Annotated in this window: 16 protein-coding genes; 9 read left to right on the top strand and 7 right to left on the bottom strand. The window is 32.9% G+C overall.

The window, feature by feature from the left end; genetic code table 11:
• Positions 1–15 precede the first annotated feature (15 nt).
• From PQF96_RS06135 to PQF96_RS06120, 4 genes are read right to left on the bottom strand one after another with little or no spacing between them, the layout of a single operon-like run.
• The gene (locus PQF96_RS06135; protein ID WP_271765432.1) at positions 16–855 is read right to left on the bottom strand and encodes an alpha/beta hydrolase; all 840 of its coding nucleotides are present in this window, start codon (positions 853–855) and stop codon (positions 16–18) included.
• Entirely contained in the window at positions 852–1220 is a 369-nt protein-coding gene (locus tag PQF96_RS06130) for a cupin domain-containing protein (RefSeq protein WP_271765431.1), read from the bottom strand. The genes PQF96_RS06135 and PQF96_RS06130 overlap by 4 nt, the downstream gene beginning before the upstream one ends.
• An 11-nt stretch (positions 1221–1231) precedes the next feature.
• Positions 1232–1798 (bottom strand): hypothetical protein, encoded by a 567-nt coding sequence (locus PQF96_RS06125; protein ID WP_109434873.1) that lies wholly within the window; start codon positions 1796–1798, stop codon positions 1232–1234.
• Between the two features lie 41 nt (positions 1799–1839).
• Positions 1840–3372 (bottom strand): helicase HerA-like domain-containing protein, encoded by a 1533-nt coding sequence (locus tag PQF96_RS06120; protein ID WP_271765498.1) that lies wholly within the window; start codon positions 3370–3372, stop codon positions 1840–1842.
• A 111-nt stretch (positions 3373–3483) separates the two neighbouring features.
• Between PQF96_RS06120 and PQF96_RS06115 the strand changes: the two genes are divergently transcribed.
• Together PQF96_RS06115 and PQF96_RS06110 are read left to right on the top strand one after the other, a co-directional pair.
• On the top strand, positions 3484–3939 hold the full coding sequence (locus PQF96_RS06115) for a RidA family protein (protein WP_109434793.1): 456 nt from the start codon (positions 3484–3486) through the stop codon (positions 3937–3939).
• Between the two features lie 50 nt (positions 3940–3989).
• Positions 3990–4637, top strand: a complete 648-nt coding sequence (locus PQF96_RS06110; RefSeq protein WP_271765430.1) for a 7-carboxy-7-deazaguanine synthase QueE — start codon at positions 3990–3992, stop codon at positions 4635–4637.
• Positions 4638–6261: 1624 nt separating this feature from the next.
• Here PQF96_RS06110 and PQF96_RS06105 read toward each other — a convergent pair.
• Entirely contained in the window at positions 6262–6795 is a 534-nt protein-coding gene (locus PQF96_RS06105; RefSeq protein ID WP_109434795.1) for a DUF2911 domain-containing protein, read from the bottom strand.
• A gap of 259 nt (positions 6796–7054) precedes the next feature.
• Between PQF96_RS06105 and asnB the strand changes: the two genes are divergently transcribed.
• From asnB to secDF, 7 genes are all read left to right on the top strand, one after another.
• Positions 7055–8740, top strand: coding sequence for an asparagine synthase B (gene asnB / locus PQF96_RS06100; protein WP_271765429.1), 1686 nt, complete (start codon positions 7055–7057; stop codon positions 8738–8740).
• Between the two features lie 405 nt (positions 8741–9145).
• On the top strand, positions 9146–11086 hold the full coding sequence (gene gyrB, locus PQF96_RS06095) for a DNA topoisomerase (ATP-hydrolyzing) subunit B (protein ID WP_109434797.1): 1941 nt from the start codon (positions 9146–9148) through the stop codon (positions 11084–11086).
• Between the two features lie 110 nt (positions 11087–11196).
• Complete coding sequence (locus tag PQF96_RS06090) at positions 11197–12195, top strand: DUF6588 family protein (RefSeq protein ID WP_109434798.1); 999 nt, start codon at positions 11197–11199, stop codon at positions 12193–12195.
• 86 nt (positions 12196–12281) lie between these two features.
• Positions 12282–13208, top strand: a complete 927-nt coding sequence (gene mdh, locus PQF96_RS06085; protein WP_271765428.1) for a malate dehydrogenase — start codon at positions 12282–12284, stop codon at positions 13206–13208.
• 76 nt (positions 13209–13284) lie between these two features.
• Positions 13285–14220: a SecDF P1 head subdomain-containing protein gene (locus PQF96_RS06080; protein ID WP_271765427.1), complete on the top strand. Its 936-nt coding sequence runs from the start codon at positions 13285–13287 to the stop codon at positions 14218–14220.
• 53 nt (positions 14221–14273) lie between these two features.
• Positions 14274–14894 (top strand): hypothetical protein, encoded by a 621-nt coding sequence (locus PQF96_RS06075; RefSeq protein ID WP_271765426.1) that lies wholly within the window; start codon positions 14274–14276, stop codon positions 14892–14894.
• A 232-nt stretch (positions 14895–15126) separates the two neighbouring features.
• Positions 15127–18168: a protein translocase subunit SecDF gene (gene secDF, locus PQF96_RS06070; protein ID WP_109434802.1), complete on the top strand. Its 3042-nt coding sequence runs from the start codon at positions 15127–15129 to the stop codon at positions 18166–18168.
• Between the two features lie 78 nt (positions 18169–18246).
• On the opposite strand, the gene PQF96_RS06065 is transcribed toward secDF, so the two are convergent.
• Complete coding sequence (locus PQF96_RS06065) at positions 18247–19869, bottom strand: tetratricopeptide repeat protein (RefSeq protein ID WP_271765425.1); 1623 nt, start codon at positions 19867–19869, stop codon at positions 18247–18249.
• Between the two features lie 24 nt (positions 19870–19893).
• A complete protein-coding gene (locus PQF96_RS06060) occupies positions 19894–20391 on the bottom strand; it encodes a DUF192 domain-containing protein (RefSeq protein ID WP_271765424.1) in 498 nt (165 codons plus the stop codon).
• Positions 20392–20487 lie beyond the last annotated feature (96 nt).

The following is a 20487-nucleotide window of genomic DNA, read 5'->3' as shown; positions in this document are numbered from 1 at the left end:
TAAATTTATTAAAACTTAGACTTTTAAAAAGTCAATAATCATAGTGTCTACTTCATCAAAGAATAACGAATGACCAAAATCTTCTGTAGAGATAAATTGAACTCCATTCCAGTTTTTATTAATACTTTGAGCTTCTGTATATGGTGCAATTTGATCATTGATGTCATGAATAAGCAAACCTGGAGCTTTTAAGCTTTTTGCAAAATCAGAAGCAGAAAATTCTTCAAAATAGTAACCGTGTTTATCCTTAAAATATTGATTTAGGGCAGTCATAAACTTAGAAGAGAGCCTTAATATTTTTTGATAATCTTGCATAATTCTGGATAACTCTGATGGAGGGGCAAGTACAATTAATTTTTCTATTTCCTGATCTGGATACAGATATTGCTGAAATATGGTTGTCATTCCTCCTACAGAATGGCCTAAAATATGATTGGGGCGATATAATTCTATAATCTTTTGAAGGCATTCTGTATATAGTGGTACATTTAATAATTTACCAGAAGAATTTCCGTGTGCTGGTGCATCAAAGGCAACGACATTGTAACCTTCTTCCTGTAATTTTAGAATAAGTGTTTTCCAACGATGTGTATTACTTTCCCACCCATGAACCATCAATATGGTTTCTCCAAGATTAGACCATCTATAGGTTTGGATATAGGTGTCATCAACTACTACGACCTCATCTTCTGCTTCTTCTAAAAAGTACTCTTGTTCTGGTAAAACTTTTCCTTTTCTGGGAGTGCAAAATAGGATATACGCTTTGTGAATAGCTTTTTTTGGATTAAAAAAGAACAGGAGTTGGAGTTGTTTTCCAATAAGTAGCGGAAGGTATTTTTTAAATTTTTCTTTCATTCATCTTCGCGATGTACAGCTTCCATTGTAAATGCCGGAAGACAAATGGCAAGATACTCACATTCTTCATCAAAAGGGTTAGCGTATTGAATCCTTGTGTTTTTTTTAATCTTTATAGATTGTCCGGATTCTAATATTATTTTTTCTCCTTCGATTGTAAATTGTTTTTTGCCTTTTATAATATAGGTGTATTCATCAAATTCGGGTGTTTGAAAAGGTTCACTCCAATGAGGAGGAGCAATCATATGGGCAATGCTAATTTGAGAGTTTTGATCTGTTGCATTACCAAAATGTTCCTCAATTAATTTTCCATCAGTAGTAGGTACAACAAATGGTGATTTTTGGATACTATATTTTTTTTGCATTCTTCTATCCTTTAATTGTTATCCCAACTTATCCAGAAATTCTTGATTTTTGAAGAATCAGGTATATCTGCTTCTTTTATTTCGATATCTGTGGTGCCACGAAACTTTTGAGGTAATTCTTTTTTATCTATAGTAAAATATGCCTGAATACTATCTACAAATATCACAGCAGTGCTTAATGTGTTATTGATTTTTGAGACTTTATAATGATCCTTAATGTCCTTAAAAACTCCATTAGAAGATAACCCAGCTGGGGTTTTATATCTCGGGTCAATTATTTCAATACTTTTGATAATAGAACTAGGACTTGATTTTTCATCAGTTTCCAGAATTAAGAGTTTAGTACCTCCTTTTTCATAGATTTCTATTTCGTTTGCATAACCGATAGACTGATCTCCTGGAGTTCTTTTTGCAATAGAGTCTTTTGCAAAAATAGAGTCCAACTCTTTAACTTGTATTTCATTAGTTAATAGTCCTATTCTATTAGTAGTGATTTCAAAAGGGTCTTGCTTTTTGTCATTCTGACAACTAAAAACAACTAATGAAATAGCAAAGACTTGAATAATTTTTTTTATCATGATAAGTTGATTAAATAATTTCATTTTAATAGTAACGTAAATTATTTCAATAACTTATTAAGTACACCCAAAGCGCCTCTAATAAAAGTAGCGCTAGTCAATACTTTTATAATAGCTTTTTCTGTAGTACTGGTTCTTTTGCTTCTAGAGCTGGAAGAAGAACTTCTTTTTAGTTTTTCTCTTTCTTTTTTGGCAACAGCTTTTGCTTCTTCGGCTTCTGCACTTTCTATTTTTTCATTTAAAAGCTCATAAGCACTTTCTCTATCAATTTCTTCGTTATACTTAGGTATAAGTTTTGATTTTTTTAATAATGTCTTTAATTCATTATCCGTTAATATATCCATGCGACTCATAGGAGCCCTAAGCATTGTAGCTGCTAATGGAGTAGGGCGCCCTTTTTCATCAAGAGCGGATATTAATGCTTCTCCAATTCCTAAAGAGGTCAATATTTCTTTGGTATCATAATATTCAGAAATAGGATAATTCTCAGCAGTGAGTTTGATGGCTTTTCTATCTTTGGCAGTAAATGCTCTAAGTGCATGTTGTACTTTTAATCCCAATTGGCTTAAAATTCCGTCAGGAACATCTGTAGGATTCTGCGTAACAAAATAAAGCCCAACTCCTTTGGATCGGATTAATTTGACAATACTTTCTATTTGATCCATTAATGCATTAGAAGCTTCTTTAAAAATTAAATGTGCTTCGTCAAGAAATATGATTAGCTCTGGTCGTCCGCTATCTCCTTGTTCAGGAAATGTGCCATATATCTCAGCAAGAAGACTTAACATAAATGTTGAGAATAATTTAGGTTTATCTTGGATGTCGGTTAGTCTAATAATATTGATTATCCCTCTGCCATTTTCATCTATTCTACATAAATCCTGAACCTCAAAAGAGCGTTCGCCAAAAAACTGATCTGCACCTTGTTGCTCCAGTTCGACAATCTTTCTTAGAATAGCACCTGTCGATGCGGTAGAAATTCTTCCGTAATCTTTTTCTAGTTCTTTTTTACCTTCTTGCGTAGCATATTGTAATACCTTTTTTAGATCTTTTAGGTCCAAAAGGGGTAATTTATTATCATCACAGTATTTAAATATAATCGATATGATTCCCGCTTGAGTTGTAGTAACATCAAGAATTCTTGAAAGTAAAACAGGTCCAAACTCACTTACAGTTGCACGAAGACGAACACCATCTTGTTCAGAAAGAGAAAGAATCTCTACAGGAAATTCTTTAGCTTCAAAAGGAATGCCTATTTTTTCATGACGTTCATCAATTTTGGGATGCCCTGAGCTTGCTGCTGCAATTCCGCTAAGATCTCCTTTGATATCCATTAAAAGTACTGGTATTCCTTGTTCACTTAGATTTTCTGCAATTACCTGAAGAGTTTTGGTTTTACCTGTTCCCGTTGCCCCTGCAATTAAACCATGGCGATTTAGCGTTTTTAGAGGTACTTTTACGTGTGCATTTGTAATGGTCTCTCCATTATATATTGCTGCTCCCATAGTAAGAAAATCTCCCTTGGTAGTATACCCTTTGTTAATGTGATCTAAAAATGCTTGATTGTCACTCATGATTTGATTGTAATTTTTCATAAAAATAGGAATCTTAACTTTTCTATTAAAATTATAAGTTACTTTTAATGAAAGTAAATCGTATTACTAAACTTTATTATACTTTAATTCATGAAAAAAATAATAGCAATTACCTGCCTCTTTGTATTCTTAGTAGGTTGTGGTACTGATTCTTCAACATCTTCAGATACTGTAATTTTTCATAAAACCCATGAGCCTAAAAAATCAAATGCTCCTTTTTCTGATGCTGTTCAGGTAGGGAACTTGTTTTTTCTTTCAGGACAAGTCGGTATGGATCATGGTGTAAGAAAGTTAGTAGAGGGGGGAGTGACGGCAGAAACCAAACAAACTTTAGAAAATATTAAAGCGGTTCTAAAAGAACACGGTATGAAAATGGAAGATGTTGTGAAGTGTACTGTGATATTAGCAGACATTGAAGATTTTTCTTCCTTTAATGAAGTATATAAAACATATTTTCCGCAGAAACCTGCACGAACTACTTTTGCTGCAAAAGGTTTAGCTGTTGGCGCCAAAATAGAAATAGAATGCATAGCAGTAAAGCAATAATTTTGTTATAATATTCGATTTATAGTTTTGTCTTATAATTCTTTTATCTTATGTACCTTTGCAGCCTTATGCAAGAGAGTGTACAAAAATTGGTGAATGATGGTAAGATGCTTCCTTTAATGGAAGAGTTTTATACCATACAAGGGGAAGGTTTTCATAAAGGAACAGCAGCATATTTTGTTAGAATAGGCGGTTGTGATGTTGGATGTCATTGGTGTGATGTAAAAGAGAGTTGGAACGCTGACCTGCATCCTCCTACAGATACAGGCTTAATTATAGAAAATTCTTTGAAATATAGTGATGTAGTAGTTGTTACCGGTGGTGAACCTTTAACATGGGATATGAGTTTGTTAACCCAGGGCCTTAGAGATAGAGGAGCAAAAACTCATATTGAAACTTCTGGAGCTTATACTTTGACAGGAGAATGGGATTGGATTTGTCTTTCTCCCAAGAAAGTAAAACTTCCTAAAGAAGAGATTTATCAAAAAGCCCATGAATTAAAGTGCATTGTCTATAATAAAAGTGATTTTGCTTTTGCAGAAGAACAAGCTGCTAAGGTTTCTGATCACTGTATATTATATCTTCAACCAGAATGGAGCGTTCGCGAAAAAATGATTCCAATGATAGTGGATTATGTTATGAAAAACCCAAAATGGAAGGTTTCTCTGCAGACCCATAAGTATCTTAATATTCCATAATCAAGTATATGTGTTATACAAAACATCATGACTTAATTAAATAATAAAAAAGACGAAATTACCTTTCGTCGAAAGTAAATGCCGGTTTAATCTGCCTTTTTGATTAACCAGCGATTTTTTGCGGTTACAAGAGTGTATATCCTATAAATTTGTAAGTGTAATTAAAAATCAGGATGTTATGAAATATTTTACTACTATTTTCGGATTAAACTTTAATGTTGTCATTAGTTTTTTAAAAGAACTACCAGGAGCTTCACGATACGCGATGTATAAATAATAAGAAATTAATATGAGTATGTTTTCATATTATGCATTGTCATATGTTTTGAACCTTTAATAAGAGATTGTTTAAATAAAACAATCTCTTATTTGTTTGAAAAGTAAAAAACCTGTTTAGGTTTATTTTTTTGAAGTACTTATTCTTGTATGTCCCTGGAAATCTGTTAATTATTTAACAAAAATCTTGTATTTTTTAATGTCTTTAATTAAATTGATTGAGAATTAATATTTAATGAATCACATATGGGGACATTTTTTACTTTTAAAGGGCTTATTTTTAAAAACATTATTAAATTCTTGAAAGATCTTCCAAGAGCATCTGCTTATGTGATGCGAAAGTGATGAAGACTACTTTTTAGACATTGAAATATTTGTTAAAAACATAAAAAAAAGAGACTGTCCCCCAGCGGTGTATAGTCTCTTTTTTTATATTTGCAATGAAGGGGAAATAATAGTATTTAGAAATAGCTGACCGGTATTGATATATCATATGGCTTTTTTGTAAATCTGAGGGGGTTTAATTACTAGTTTTAAAGAATCAAAAAGGGGGAGAAAACCCCTTAAATACAACTTTTATGTGTGGGAAATTTCTTTAAAATAAAGCGGTTGATAGTTCATTTTTATACCTCACGTCGTTTCTAAAATGCTTTATATCTAAAAACCTTGTTTGAGAAGTGTTAATTTTTTTATCTCAAATGAGATGAGTGTTATCTTTGTACAACAAATTATAAATCAAAAGATTATGAGGCTATTTTACGGTATTTTGGTTATAGATGTAAAGGCATTAAAAGCTTTTTTAAAGCAATTGCCATCGGCTTGCAGTAATGCAATCCACAGATAATTTTTTTAAAATTGTTGAGGGACAATTTTTGGAAATTAAAAAGAATAGTTTGTTAATTACAAAATGAAATTAGGGGGAAATTACCCCATTTTCCTAGTAAAAAATAACAAGCTGATTAGAATGGAAAGTACTAGAATTGAGATTTTTGTGTTTGTTATCGATAAAATCTTGATTTATATCTAAAATGCATAAATAATTATTGAAATCACATCATATTGGTGTTATATTTATGTAGTATTTAATTAATTTAAAAATAACATATGGGGCTATTTTACACGAAATTTAGATTAACTTTTAGAGTCGTAATGGATTTTCTAAAAGAGTTACCTGGAGCGTCTGGTCACGCTATCCACAGATAACTAAAAAAAGAGAGGAGATAATATCTAATCTCTGTTGGGGGAATCATTAGTATCAACAAATACTATATGAGGTAAAAAATAGCATGAAACGTCCGAAGTTTCATGCTATTTTTTTATTGGTTTTTTTAAACTCTAAGTTTCTTGTTTATAGGTAAAAAGGAACTTCTACCCGAGCTTTGTCCCATCCCATAACCATATGGTACCCTTTGTCAACTTTTTTGAAAGCTATAGAAAATACTTCTAATTCCTCTCCACTTGCAGCCGGAACCTTAATTCTTGCAACATCTTTGCTTTCATCATAAGTATATGCTCCCCAGCTGTCTAGGTCAGAATTTAGAATTATAGTCCATTCCTTCTCTCCAGGTATTGTAAATAATGAATATGTACCTGCCTTAACAGTTTTATCTCCCATTTTTACATCCTGAAAGAATTTAATTTCTGTAGCTTCATCAGCACCAGTTCTCCAAACCTTGTCGTAAGCGGCTAAATTACCAAAAATTTGACGACCTTTTTTTTGTGGGCGACTATATACAACTTTGATTTCTGGTTTAGCACTTCGGTCTTTCTTTGCATAAGAAATGTCGGTAGGGCTTTTTTGTAACCCAGCAAATTTTTGAGCATTTACAGTTGATAATGTTCCTATCAACATAATTGCAACTAATAAGATTGATTTTTTCATAAGAGTGATTTTTGTTTTTATGACAGACGTAAAGATATACTCGAACTTACAAGCGAAATGTTAATCGTATCTATAAATTGTGTTAAATGTTGTTTGTGACAGTTTGATAGTATTTATAAAGGTATTGCTTAATATTTGTTTCATTTTTATGGTTATAGTGTTTTTTTAGTTATAATTTGTAGTCTATTTAAGCTTTATTGTTTTTATAATGTAACTATAAGTACATCTTTGACTTCTCAAATCATAGAAAAAGAAGAATATGTGTGGAATTGTTTGTGCTTTTGATTTAAAGCAAGATTCAGAGGTTTTAAGACCTCAATTACTGGAGATGTCAAAAAAAATTCGTCATAGAGGTCCGGATTGGAGTGGGATATATTCAAATGAACATGCGATATTGGCGCATGAGAGATTGGCAATTGTTGATCCGGTGTCTGGTAAACAACCTCTTTTTAGTGAAGATAAGAAGTTAGTGCTTGCTGCTAATGGAGAAATTTATAATCATAGAGAGATTCGTAAGCAATTCGAAGGAAAATATAATTTTCAGACAGAGTCAGATTGTGAAGTGATATTAGCTTTATATAAGGAAAAAGGTGCTGATTTTTTAGATGATCTGAACGGTATTTTTGCATTTGCTTTGTATGATGTGGAGAAAAACACATACCTTATATCAAGAGATCATATGGGTATTATTCCTTTATATATGGGATGGGACCAAAATGGTAGCTTTTATATAGGTTCAGAATTAAAAGCTCTAGAAGGAGTATGTACAAAAATAGAATTGTTTCCTCCTGGGCATTACTTGTCTGGTGAAGAGGGGGAATTGAAAAAATGGTATGTAAGAGACTGGGAAGACTATGAAGCTGTAAAGGAAAATCAAACAAGTATTGATGAGCTTAGAGATGCGCTTGAAGCAGCTGTTCATAGACAATTAATGTCTGATGTTCCTTATGGAGTATTGTTGTCTGGTGGATTAGATTCTTCGGTTACTTCAGCTATTGCAAAAAAATATGCAGAAAAACGAATAGAATCAGATGATGTAAAAGATGCCTGGTGGCCAAAATTACATTCTTTTTCTGTTGGATTAGAAGGATCTCCAGATCTTGAGGCAGCACAAAAAGTGGCAGATCATATTGGTACCGTTCATCACGAAATTAAATTTACAATACAAGAAGGCCTTGACGCTATAAAAGATGTTATTTATAATTTAGAAACCTACGATATAACAACAATTAGGGCGTCGACTCCAATGTATTTGATGGCTAGAGTTATTAAGTCAATGGGGGTGAAAATGGTACTTTCTGGAGAAGGAGCTGATGAGATTTTTGGAGGATATCTTTATTTTCATAAAGCACCAAATGCTAGAGAATTTCATGAGGAGACTGTGCGTAAACTTGATAAACTTCATATGTATGATTGCTTGCGTGCAAATAAATCACTTGCCGCATGGGGGATCGAAGGACGTGTACCATTTTTAGATAAAGAATTCATGGATGTGGCCATGAGAATTAATCCAAAAAATAAAATGATTAATGGAGAACGAATGGAGAAATGGGTTATTCGTAAGGCTTTTGAGTCATATTTACCAGAAAGTGTGGCTTGGAGACAAAAAGAACAGTTTTCTGATGGGGTTGGATATAGTTGGATAGATACTTTAAAAGAAGTAGTTGAAACAGAAGTAACGGATGAACAAATGGCAAATGCACACTTTAGGTTCCCGATTCAAACTCCCCAGAATAAAGAAGAATTCTATTATCGTTCAATTTTTGAAGGGCATTTTCCTAGTGATGCTGCAGCTATGAGTGTGCCTCAGGAGCCATCGGTAGCATGTAGTACAAAAATAGCATTAGAGTGGGATGAAGCTTTTAAAAATATGAATGATCCAAGTGGCCGAGCAGTAGCTAACGTACACGAAGAGGCCTATGAAGCCGAAGAAGTCGTGCAATAAACATACAATTTATTTTTATTACTAACTAGAAGTTGAGTTAATTGAGATGTAAAGCCCTGAGAAGAATTTCTTGGGGCTTTATTATTTAAAAGGAAATTTACTTAGAATTATCTTTTATGTCTTTTCTTTGAGTTTTGTAGGCGTAATAGTGAATTAATGTATTGTATTCATTTTGAAGTGTCTAGGTTATTAAATCAGAAAAGGCTTTAAAATGTTATTATAATCTTAAATTCAATTTAAGGCTGTTTTTATCAGTTTTAAGAGCATTTTTTATTTTTCTGGTACTATTCTTAACTAATTGTTGATAACTCTTTAAATCATCTTTGATAAAACCCTTTTATCCTTTTACTGTTTTTTTATCTTTGTTTGTTGTCAAAAAAATAAAATAATTAATTAAGGGATTTTATGAGCGAAGAAGCTAATAAGAAGAATTACTCGGCAGATAGTATTCAAGCACTCGAGGGAATGGAGCATGTTAGAATGCGACCATCCATGTATATTGGTGATGTAGGGTCTCGAGGATTACATCATTTAGTATATGAAGTTGTTGATAATTCTATCGATGAAGCATTAGCTGGGTACTGTGATTCTATACAGGTAACCATAAATGAAGATAATTCTATTACGACAAGAGATAATGGTCGTGGTATTCCTGTTGGAATTCATAAAAAAGAAGGAGTTTCTGCCTTAGAGGTTGTAATGACCAAGATTGGTGCAGGAGGGAAATTCGATAAAGATTCTTATAAGGTATCTGGAGGACTTCATGGAGTAGGAGTTTCTTGTGTTAACGCTTTATCAGATCATTTGCATGCTATTGTTCATAAAGATGGAAAAGTTTGGGAGCAGGAATATGAGAAAGGAAAGCCTCTTTATCCGGTTAAATCAACAGGAGATACAGATTTTAATGGTACAGTAGTTACTTTTAGACCTGATCCAACAATTTTTCAGCAAACATTAGAGTATAATTATGATACTTTGGCGAGTCGTATGCGAGAATTGGCATACCTTAATAAAGGGATAACTATTACTTTAACCGATAAGCGTCACCAAGATGAAGAAGGGAATAATGTTTCAGAAACTTTTCACTCTGAAGAAGGATTAAAAGAGTTTGTTAGGTTTTTGGATACAAGCCGCAGTTCTATTATTGCTGATGTGATTTCTATGGAGGGAGAAAAGAATAACATCCCAGTAGAAGTTGCGATGATTTATAACGACTCATATGCAGAGAATCTACATTCTTATGTAAATAATATAAATACCCATGAAGGAGGAACTCATCTTTCAGGGTTTAGAAGAGGTCTTACTTCTACACTTAAAAAGTATGCAGATGCCTCTGGGTTATTAGATAAGCTAAAGTTTGAAATTGCAGGAGATGATTTTCGTGAAGGATTAACTGCAATTGTATCGGTAAAAGTTCAGGAACCACAATTTGAAGGTCAGACAAAAACCAAGTTGGGGAATAGAGAGGTGACTTCTGCGGTGTCACAAGCTGTTTCTGAGATGTTAGAAAATTATCTTGAAGAAAATCCTAATGATGCAAAAACCATTGTACAGAAGGTAATTCTTGCTGCGCAAGCACGTCACGCTGCTAAAAAAGCACGTGAGATGGTACAGCGTAAGTCGGTGATGAGTATAGGAGGGTTGCCTGGTAAACTTTCAGATTGCTCAGAGCAAGATCCTGCATTGTGTGAGGTGTTTCTAGTCGAGGGAGATTCTGCAGGAGGAACGGCAAAACAAGGACGTGATCGTATGTTTCAGGCTATTCTTCCGTTACGTGGAAAAATATTGAATGTAGAAAAAGCAATGCACCATAAAGTTTTTGAAAATGAAGAAATCAAAAATATATTTACAGCATTAGGAGTAACGATAGGTACAGAAGAAGATAGTAAAGCATTAAATCTTTCAAAATTACGTTATCATAAGATCGTGATTATGTGTGATGCAGATGTCGATGGTAGTCATATCTCTACATTAATTTTGACATTCTTTTTCCGTTATATGAAAGAATTAATTGAAGCAGGACATATTTATATTGCTGCGCCACCTTTATACTTGGTGAAAAAAGGAGCCAAAAAGCAATATGCCTGGAATGATGATCAGCGTGATATGATTGTAAAAGAATTTGGAGAAAATTCAAAAATACAACGTTATAAAGGTCTTGGGGAGATGAATGCAGAACAGTTATGGGATACGACGATGAACCCAGAATATAGAACTATGAGACAAGTAACCATTGATAATCTTACAGAAGCAGATAGAATTTTCTCTATGCTTATGGGAGATGAGGTTCCACCGCGTAGAGAGTTTATAGAAAAGAACGCTGTTTATGCAAATATTGATGCATAATTAGTGTTTTGATATGATATTAAAAAACCGCCATATATTTGTATGGCGGTTTTTTTTATGGATTTATTAACGTTTTTTCTATATTGCAGAGCCTATTAAACCCAAATCTTATGAAAAAATGTGCTTTACTACTAGCATTACTTCTCGGTCATACAGCTACTTCACAAACAGATATTGATCAAATTCTCGAGATAGGAATAGAGAATGCACAACGCTTTAGTGATGATTATTTTGCTTCGGCAGGAGAGTCACTCATAAATGCAACATCGAATGGATGGTATAATACTGCAAAAGTCAAAAAATTATGGCATTTTGAAGTAGGTATAGTAGGTAATCTGTCTTTTGTCAGAGAAGAGAAACAATCTTTTATTTTAAATGTATTGGATTATGAGAATCTGGCCTTTAGTTCAGGACAAGTAAGTCAGGTAGTGGCTAATGCGTTGGGAACAAATCAAGAAGATATTGTCGTCATAGTAAACCCTGGTCAGGCTTCTGCTTTAGAAGTTGTTTTACCTGATGGTATTGGGAATGCAGAAATTAATTCTTTACCAAGTGGTTTTATTCAAGGATCTTTGGGGTTAATAAAAAGTACAGAAATTAAATTGCGGTTTTTACCAAGAATAAAAGCGGTAGAAGACGCAGAGATACAGTTATATGGAGTTGGTTTTCAACATGAATTTACTGATTGGGTTTATCCATTAAAAAGATGGCCTGTGCGACTTTCGGCTTTATTGGGGTATACAAATATTAAAGGCTTTTATGATATAGTGGATAGTGGTATTGACGGAGTAGATCAGGAAGTTCGGTTAAATACAAATTCTTGGTTACTTACAAGTATTGTTTCTACCAAATTACCTGTTTTAAATTTTTATGGTGGTTTAGGGTATTATTTTGGCTCCAGTGATGCCGATTTATTAGGGACATACCAGATACAAAATGGCCCCTTAGCTTCTGAAACCGTTACGGATCCTATAAGTGTTAAAAGTAGAACAAACGGAATTAAAGCAACTATTGGTGCAAAAGTCCAATATGGTGTTTTTAAGGCTAATTTAGATTACACATTACAGAACTATAATAACCTTTCTCTAGGGCTTAATTTTGGCTGGTAATTAACATACTATTTGTTAATGAATTCGTTAAAGAATTCGTATTTTCGCGAAACAAATATGTTTAATTACAATCAAAAAAAAATACCATGAAAGTTACAGTAGTAGGTGCTGGTGCAGTGGGTGCAAGTTGTGCCGAATATATAGCAATTAAAGATTTTGCTTCAGAAGTAGTATTGTTAGATATTAAAGAAGGATATGCAGAAGGTAAAGCAATGGATCTTATGCAAACCGCATCTTTAAACGGATTTGATACTAAAATCACAGGTACTACAGGAGATTATTCTAAAACTGCAGGAAGTGATATTGTTGTGATAACTTCAGGAATCCCACGTAAACCGGGAATGACTCGTGAAGAATTAATTGGTATTAATGCAGGAATTGTTAAATCAGTATCTTCTAGCTTAATAGAACACTCTCCAAATACAATTATTATCGTTGTAAGTAACCCAATGGATACGATGACATATTTAGTGCATAAAACTACTAATCTTCCTAAAAATAGAATTATAGGAATGGGTGGGGCATTGGATAGCGCTCGTTTCAAATATAGATTAGCAGAAGCACTTGGTGCTCCTATCTCTGATGTTGATGGAATGGTAATTGGCGGACATAGTGATAAAGGAATGGTGCCGTTAACAAGATTGGCAACTAGAAATAGTGTTCCTGTTTCAGAGTTTATTGCAGAAGATAGATTAGAGCAAGTAGCAGCAGATACCAAAGTTGGTGGAGCAACACTTACTAAATTATTAGGCACATCTGCATGGTATGCTCCTGGAGCTGCTGTATCAGGACTAGTTCAAGCAATTGCTTGTGATCAAAAGAAAATTTTCCCTTGCTCAACGTTGTTAGAAGGAGAGTATGGATTAAACGATCTTTGTATTGGTGTACCTGTAGTATTAGGTAGAAATGGTATAGAAAACATCGTAGAGATCGATTTGAGTGATGCAGAAAAAAGCAAAATGGTAGAAAGTGCAGAAGGTGTTAAGAAAACTAATGGATTGTTAGAACTTTAATAACCCATGTAATATAAAATTTGATAAGAGCTGCTTTATGCAGCTCTTATTGTTTAATATAATAGTACTTATGTATATGACATTTTTAAAAGGAATACTTGTGAGTCTTTTATCTATAAGTGTGAGCTCTTGTAATTTTGGACCACAACCAGATAAAGTGATTAAGATAACCTTAGAATTTGATAGTAATCAGCAATCTGATATAGAAACTAATGCTATTGTCGAAGTGCTAAAGAAAAGAATTAGTAAGGTTTCTAGAGATTTTAATGTAGAGAAAGTGACTAATGGCCATCAGATTGCTATTGATTTGAAAACTCATCATGATTCAGAACGAATTAAGAATTTAGTAACCAACCAGGGTAGGCTGGATTTTTATGAAACGTATCAGATGGAAGAAATGATGAGTTTTATGATGAATGTAAATGATATATTGAAAAAAGATAAAGAAGATGAAAACCCATTGTTTGATTTAGTTAAAAGTCAAGGCTATGAAGGAGGTTCAGTACTTTTTAATGTGTCAGAAAAAGATACGGCTTTAGTACGAACCTATTTGTCTGTAAAAGGAGCAGAATCCTCTCTTCCCGCGCAAAGACGATTTGTTAAATTTTTATGGGGAAGAAAAGAAAAAGGTATAGAAGAATTGCCTCTTTATGCCCTGAAGTTAAATAAGCAAGTTAAACCTGCTTTAACCGGAAAAGTTATTAATCAGGCACGTCAGGAATTTGATCAATTGGCAAGACCAACGGTTACTATAGCAATGAACGAAGAAGGGGCTAGAGTATGGGAAAATCTAACCGGTAGAGCCTTTCAGGAAAGGTTTCAGATAGCCATAGTTATTAATGATTTGGTATATAGTGCTCCAGGGGTTATGTCAGGACCAATAATAGGGGGTATGTCGCAAATTACAGGAAACTTTACGGTTGAAGAAGCACAGGATTTTGCTGCTGTTTTAGAGTCAGGATCCATTCCTATGATGACAGTAGTTAATATGGATGTAGAAAAATTAAAATAGATATTTATTTAAAGACTTAAGAAATGAAGTTTTAATTTTTTTATATTTGCCGAATGAAGAAAAAATGGTACTTCGCGATTTTAATCACTGCATTGGCAACACTTGTTGTTATTCAGCAGCAAACCGTAGTACCTAATCAGGAAATTGTATTAGAATTTGTTGATATTGAGGTTACTTCTAAAGAAGCTCAAAATGCGATAACAATTGTAAAGAAACAATTGCAATCCATTGGAGTGAAAAATACCAGAATTTCTAAGGGACTAAAAGATGGTAAGCTCAAAATCGCATATTATAGCGATGCAGATGTAGAGTATATAAAGAGAATACTTTCAGAAGAACAAAATGTAGCGTTGGATCATGTTTTTTATGATCAAAATGAAAATGACAAGCAATTTCCTTTAGATCAAAATTCAAAAGACTATAACCTCGATGTTTATGAAATCCAAAAAAGTACAGATTCTAATGCTGACTTTAATGGTAAATATGTTTTAGAAATAAAACATGAACGTGATGGATATTCTGGTGATAATACATATAGTTTTATTGCAATAATTGATATTGATCATATCAATAGGCTTGTAAAAGTAGCCCAAAAGGTCAATGCAAATATTGCAATAGCAATAGATAATACTTCTCGTAACACTCCTGAAGTAAGAGCTGGACCAATTTCTTAATTGGAGTTTAGCATTTTAAAAACTCCTGAAGACTACCCGTATTTTTAAAAGTTAAAAATGAAGAGTAATTCATAGCTCTTAGAAGTTATTTTAATTTTTAAGTATAGCTTATCACTAGTGTGATAAAGCTTAATCACATCATATTTTAAATCATTAAAAACAATTGTCAGATCGCAGGAGGTGAATTTTATAATTCCCTAATTTTAAAAGGTTTGACCTAAATAAATAAATAATGCAAAATAAAGGACTTGTTAGAGCATTTGCAATTTTATTCGGATTGGTATGTGTATACCAATTATCGTATACGTATTTGAGCTACACAAAAGAAAAAGAAGCTGAGGTTTATGCACAGCAAAAGTATCCCGATGATGGAGAAGGCTATTCTGAGTTAAGAGAAGCTGCAGAACGTAATTATTTAGATTCTATTGGTAAAGAAGAAATTTTTGCTGGTATTACGTATAATGATGCAAAGGATAAAGAACTTAATAAAGGGCTTGACCTTGAGGGAGGTATAAATGTTATCCTTCAAATTTCTGTAAAAGATATTTTAAGTGGACTTGCTAATAAAACTAAAGATCCATCATTTAATCAGGCATTACTGGCTACAGATGAATTGCAAAAAAATAGTCAGAATACATACATAGAGGATTTCTTTTCAGAGTTTGAAAAAATCCCAGATGCTAAATTAGCATCTCCTGATATTTTTGCGAATAAAAACCTAAGTGATGATATCACTTATGACATGACCAATGATCAGGTTAAACCGGTTTTAAGAAAAAAAATAGATGAATCTGTAGCATCTGCTTTCGAAGTATTACGTAAACGTATTGATAAATTTGGGGTAACACAACCCAATATTCAACGTTTAGGAGAGTCTGGTCGTATCTTAGTTGAGCTTCCTGGTGCCAGAGATATTGATAGAGTTAGAAGTTTAGTGACAAGTACTGCTCAACTTGAGTTTTGGGATGTATATAAGTCAGAAGAAATATTTCCTTTCTTATTTTCTGCCAATAACCTTTTAAAGGAAGAAGCAGATAAAGTAGAAAAAGCAAAAGCTGGAGTTGAAGAAACAAACGAAGTAGTTGCCGATACTACAGAAGTAGATACTACTCAGGTAGATTCTACAAAAACAGATGCAGATGCAGCTATTGATGAATTATTAGAGGATGCAGAGGATTCGACTGACATTGCAGCACAGGTTAACCCATTATTTGATTTAATTGCAGTACAAGGAAGACAAGGTGGTCCGGTTATCGTATCAGTAGAGCAAAAGAATGCTGATCAATTTATGGCCTATCTTAACGATTCAAAAGTTAGAGCGTTATTGCCTGTAGAACAACGTTATGCAAAATTTGCATGGGGAAAGCCTTCTAAAGATTCAGAACTTTTAGATTTATATGTAATTAAAGGAAATCGTGATAATGATCCTGAGTTAAGCGGTGGTGTTATTACAGATGCAAGACAAGAATATAACCAACTTGGAGCAGTAACGGTAACTATGCAGATGGATGGTAAAGGTGCTAAGAAGTGGGAAGAAATGACTGGTCGGGCATTTAGTCAACAAAGTCAGATTGCCGTTGTACTTGATGATGTTGTATATTCTGCGCCGGGAGTAACTTCTGGAGCAATTAGTGGAGGTAGAAGTGAGATTACAGGTGATTTCTCTATCGAAGAAGGTCAGGATTTAGCCAATGTGCTAAGAGCTGGTAAATTACCAGCTTCTGCAGATATTATTCAGTCAGAAATAGTTGGACCTTCTCTTGGGCAGGAAGCTATTGATAGTGGGATCATGTCTTTTGCAATTGCATTAGTGCTTATTCTGATCTGGATGATATTCTATTATGGTAAAGCAGGTGCTTTTGCAGATGTAGCGTTAGTCGTAAATATCTTATTTATCTTCGGAGTTCTTGCAGGATTAAAAGCAGTGTTAACACTTCCTGGTATCGCTGGTATTGTATTAACTATTGGTATGTCGGTTGATGCAAACGTACTTATATTCGAAAGAATCAGGGAAGAATTAGCTAAAGGAAAATCTCAGGCAGATGCCATAAAAGATGGTTTTAGTAATGCATTATCATCAATACTAGATGCTAATATTACTACTGGTCTTACAGGTTTGATTTTATTAGTAATAGGTACAGGGCCAATAAAAGGATTTGCTACCACCTTACTAATAGGTATTTTAACTTCTTTGTTTACTGCAATTTTTGTAACTCGATTATTTATTAATGGATACGGTAAAAATGGTAAAGAATTAGCATTCTCTACAGGGGCTACAAAGAACCTATTTAAAAATATTAATATCGATTTCTTGAAGAAACGTAAGATTGCTTATGTAATATCAGGAATTATGATTTTAGTAGGTATTGGGTCTTTAGTGACTCAAAGTTTGGATTACGGAGTTGATTTTGTAGGAGGAAGAACGTATACAGTTCGTTTTGCTAATGATGTAGTTCCTACAGATGTAGAGAAAGATCTTGTAGCAACATTCGAAAGTGCACAAGCAAAAACATACGGATCAAACAACCAATTGAAAATCACAACAAAATATAAAGTAGATGAAACTGGTGAAGAAATAGACGCCGAAATTGCAAATAAGCTTTACGAATCTTTAAAGCCATATTTAACAGATGGTTTGACGTATGATCAATTTGCTAATGGAGATAAGGATAAACAAGTAGGTATAATGTCTTCTATGAAAGTTGGACCTACTATTGCTGATGATATTAAGCAAGCTGCTTTTTGGTCTGTTTTAGGATCATTGATCGTAGTATTCTTATATATCTTATTAAGATTTAGAAGATGGCAGTTTAGTTTAGGTGCCGTAGCAGCAGTATTCCATGATGTATTAATCGTACTTGGTATCTTCTCGCTTACGTATAAGTTTATGCCGTTTAATATGGAAATTGACCAGGCATTTATTGCAGCTATACTAACAGTAATTGGGTATTCATTAAATGATACGGTGGTTGTGTTTGATAGAATTAGAGAATTCTTCAATGAACATACTACCTGGCCATTAAATAAAAATGTAAACGGAGCTTTGAATAGTACATTGAGTCGTACGCTTAATACATCGTTAACGACTTTATTAGTACTTGTGGCAATCTTTATATTTGCAGTACCATTAAGAGGGTTTATGTTCTCTCTTATTATTGGGGTACTGGTTGGTACGTATTCCTCTTTATTTATAGCAACACCAATAATGTTTGATACGGTAAGTAAAGTTGGTTTAAAAACAAAAGAACCAAAAGAAGAAGAAAAGAAAAAGTAATCTTTTGTTATTATAATTTAAAAAATCCGTTTTGAGTAATCAGAACGGATTTTTTATTTTTAAAAGAAGGGGAATTCTTTATAATGTAAGATCTTTTAAGGATTTCTCGCGATATTCTGATGGAGTTTTGCCAACTAATTGTTTAAAAGCTCTGTTAAATGATGTCTTACTATTAAAGCCTGCATCGTATGCGATTGCAAGGATTTTATAGTTTTCATATTTATTTTTCTTCATTAAGCTTTTCGCTTCATTAATTCGATATAGATTAATAAAGTTATTAAAGTTCTTTTTTAGACAAACGTTCAATACCTCAGAAAATTGATGAACACTCATTGAAAGCTCTTTTGCTAAATCGGATTGCTTAATCTCAAAATTAAGATATGGTTTTTCTTTTTCCATATAATCCAGAATTTTCTGTAGATATTTCTCTCGATCTTCTTGAGTTAAAGAAGAGTTTTGATATGCGTGTGTGTTAGTGTTTTTTTGGACTAAAGAAGAAATGTTTTGTTGTGCCAGTTTATAGATTTTGATCTTAAGAGTTTCGTTTTCATTTTTCAAAAGCATTCTGTCTTCCTTTAATTCTCGTGTTTCTTGTTTAAATTTTCTACTCTTTTTTAAATAGTAAAACAAGACTCCGGATAATAGCAGAAAGACAATAATACCTGATATGATGAAGAAATTCTTTTCTTCTGATAGACCAGCTAAATCTTCTTCTAACTTCTTAAGTTCTATTTCTAATTCTAACTGTTTTGCTTCAGATAATGATGATAGATATAATCCTTTTTTATGATCATAACCTTTTTGATGATTAATTGCCTTTTCAAGTTTTCCTAACTTAGTATAAATGTATGCTAATTTTTGATGAACATACATTTCGGTTTTTCTGTATTCATAAGTAAAAGCTAAGCCTAAGGCGATTTGGAGAGGTTGTTCTGCGTCCTCTAAACGATTAAGTTTTATTAGGGCACTACCTATATTATAGTGAGTTGATGCTATAAGTTCCTTGGATATATTGTTGTCATTAAGCGCTAGTGCGTCTTGACTATTTTTTAGTGATAGTTCATATTCTTTTAGTTGGTAATAATTATCTGCTATGCTATTAAGAGCAGAAATGATGATATCATTACGTTTAAGTTCTTCTCCAATTTTTTTGGATTTTTCAAAATATTCTAATGACTTTTTATAGTTGTTGTTTGCTGCAGATAACTCTCCCAGACCTACATAAATTGCCATTCTATATATACTAGGGCCTCCATGATTATTGACATAGTCAAGAGCTTCTTTAAATGCTTTTTTTGCCTTTTCGCGGTTTCCTATTTCGTTATAGGTATTACCTAAATTAATCAAAATAACAGTGCGTCTTTTGTAGCTTTCTGGTATTAAATTAACTAGTTTTAGGGATTCTAAGTAGTATATTAATGCCTTGTCATATTCAGCTTTCTTTTTATGGTAAATTCCTAACCTTGTAATAGCATCGATTTCAATTTCTTGTAAATTGTTTTTCTTTGCAATATGTAAAATTGAATCTGTATATAGCTTAAATCGTTCATATTCTCCTTTATCATAATAGTAGCTTTGATTCTTTGTAAGCCTCTCAATATTTTCTCTAATTAAAGTTTCTGTATTTGTCTTTTTTTCTTGAGCACGAGTGTGCATAACAATACATAGAATAATGATTATTTTGAGAGCGATTTTAAACATAGGATAATAAAAAAGATTATGTTTTTAGAATTTTTTAAAAGAAATAGAGTCTCCTTTTTTAAGATTCCAGGTATCGGTTAGTTTTGCATTTACTTCAAGTACGTATTGCGCAGGACCTTCAGAAGGTAATGAAGATTCATTCAATGGTTGTGCATTTTTTTGAATACTCACTACTTTGTTGTTGCTATCGATAAAAATAATATCCAGCGAAAATTTAGTGTTTTTCATATAGAAAGATCTTGGAGCTTCTTCAGGAAATATAAATAGCATTCCTTGTTTGTCTTCCATAGATTTACGATACATCAACCCTGTTTGAATTTGGTATTCATTTTCTGCAAATTCGATGTCTAATTTTACAATAGGGCTTGGTATAGAATCTTTGAGGTCAAATAAAGAAAGTTCTCCTTCTTTAGTAAAAGGGATTTCTTTAACAAGGTTTTGATTATTTTCAGTATCTGTTTTGCACGAAAATATACTTAGTGTAGCACATGCGAAACTTAGAATATAAATGCTTTTTCTCATCTGTTTTGAATTTGTGTTTAAAAAGTCAAATGCGTTCTAAAACTAAGTTCATTCATAAATTGGATACTGATTGTTTTTGGAACGATTCTTTTACAA

This window comes from Aquimarina algiphila, from assembly GCF_947494415.1.
Classification (GTDB): domain Bacteria; phylum Bacteroidota; class Bacteroidia; order Flavobacteriales; family Flavobacteriaceae; genus Aquimarina; species Aquimarina algiphila.
This window is presented reverse-complemented; position numbering and strand designations above follow the sequence as displayed.

Coding starts and splice junctions, on each gene's coding strand:
- PQF96_RS06060 (WP_271765424.1), bottom strand. CDS start 20,391: ATGAGAAAAAGCATTTATATTCTAAGTTTCGCATGTGCTACACTAAGT.
- PQF96_RS06080 (WP_271765427.1), top strand. CDS start 13,285: ATGACATTTTTAAAAGGAATACTTGTGAGTCTTTTATCTATAAGTGTG.
- PQF96_RS06130 (WP_271765431.1), bottom strand. CDS start 1,220: ATGCAAAAAAAATATAGTATCCAAAAATCACCATTTGTTGTACCTACT.
- PQF96_RS06120 (WP_271765498.1), bottom strand. CDS start 3,372: ATGAGTGACAATCAAGCATTTTTAGATCACATTAACAAAGGGTATACT.
- PQF96_RS06090 (WP_109434798.1), top strand. CDS start 11,197: ATGAAAAAATGTGCTTTACTACTAGCATTACTTCTCGGTCATACAGCT.
- gyrB (WP_109434797.1), top strand. CDS start 9,146: ATGAGCGAAGAAGCTAATAAGAAGAATTACTCGGCAGATAGTATTCAA.
- asnB (WP_271765429.1), top strand. CDS start 7,055: ATGTGTGGAATTGTTTGTGCTTTTGATTTAAAGCAAGATTCAGAGGTT.
- PQF96_RS06135 (WP_271765432.1), bottom strand. CDS start 855: ATGAAAGAAAAATTTAAAAAATACCTTCCGCTACTTATTGGAAAACAA.
- PQF96_RS06065 (WP_271765425.1), bottom strand. CDS start 19,869: ATGTTTAAAATCGCTCTCAAAATAATCATTATTCTATGTATTGTTATG.
- PQF96_RS06075 (WP_271765426.1), top strand. CDS start 14,274: ATGAAGAAAAAATGGTACTTCGCGATTTTAATCACTGCATTGGCAACA.
- PQF96_RS06115 (WP_109434793.1), top strand. CDS start 3,484: ATGAAAAAAATAATAGCAATTACCTGCCTCTTTGTATTCTTAGTAGGT.
- PQF96_RS06105 (WP_109434795.1), bottom strand. CDS start 6,795: ATGAAAAAATCAATCTTATTAGTTGCAATTATGTTGATAGGAACATTA.
- secDF (WP_109434802.1), top strand. CDS start 15,127: ATGCAAAATAAAGGACTTGTTAGAGCATTTGCAATTTTATTCGGATTG.
- mdh (WP_271765428.1), top strand. CDS start 12,282: ATGAAAGTTACAGTAGTAGGTGCTGGTGCAGTGGGTGCAAGTTGTGCC.
- PQF96_RS06110 (WP_271765430.1), top strand. CDS start 3,990: ATGTACCTTTGCAGCCTTATGCAAGAGAGTGTACAAAAATTGGTGAAT.
- PQF96_RS06125 (WP_109434873.1), bottom strand. CDS start 1,798: ATGATAAAAAAAATTATTCAAGTCTTTGCTATTTCATTAGTTGTTTTT.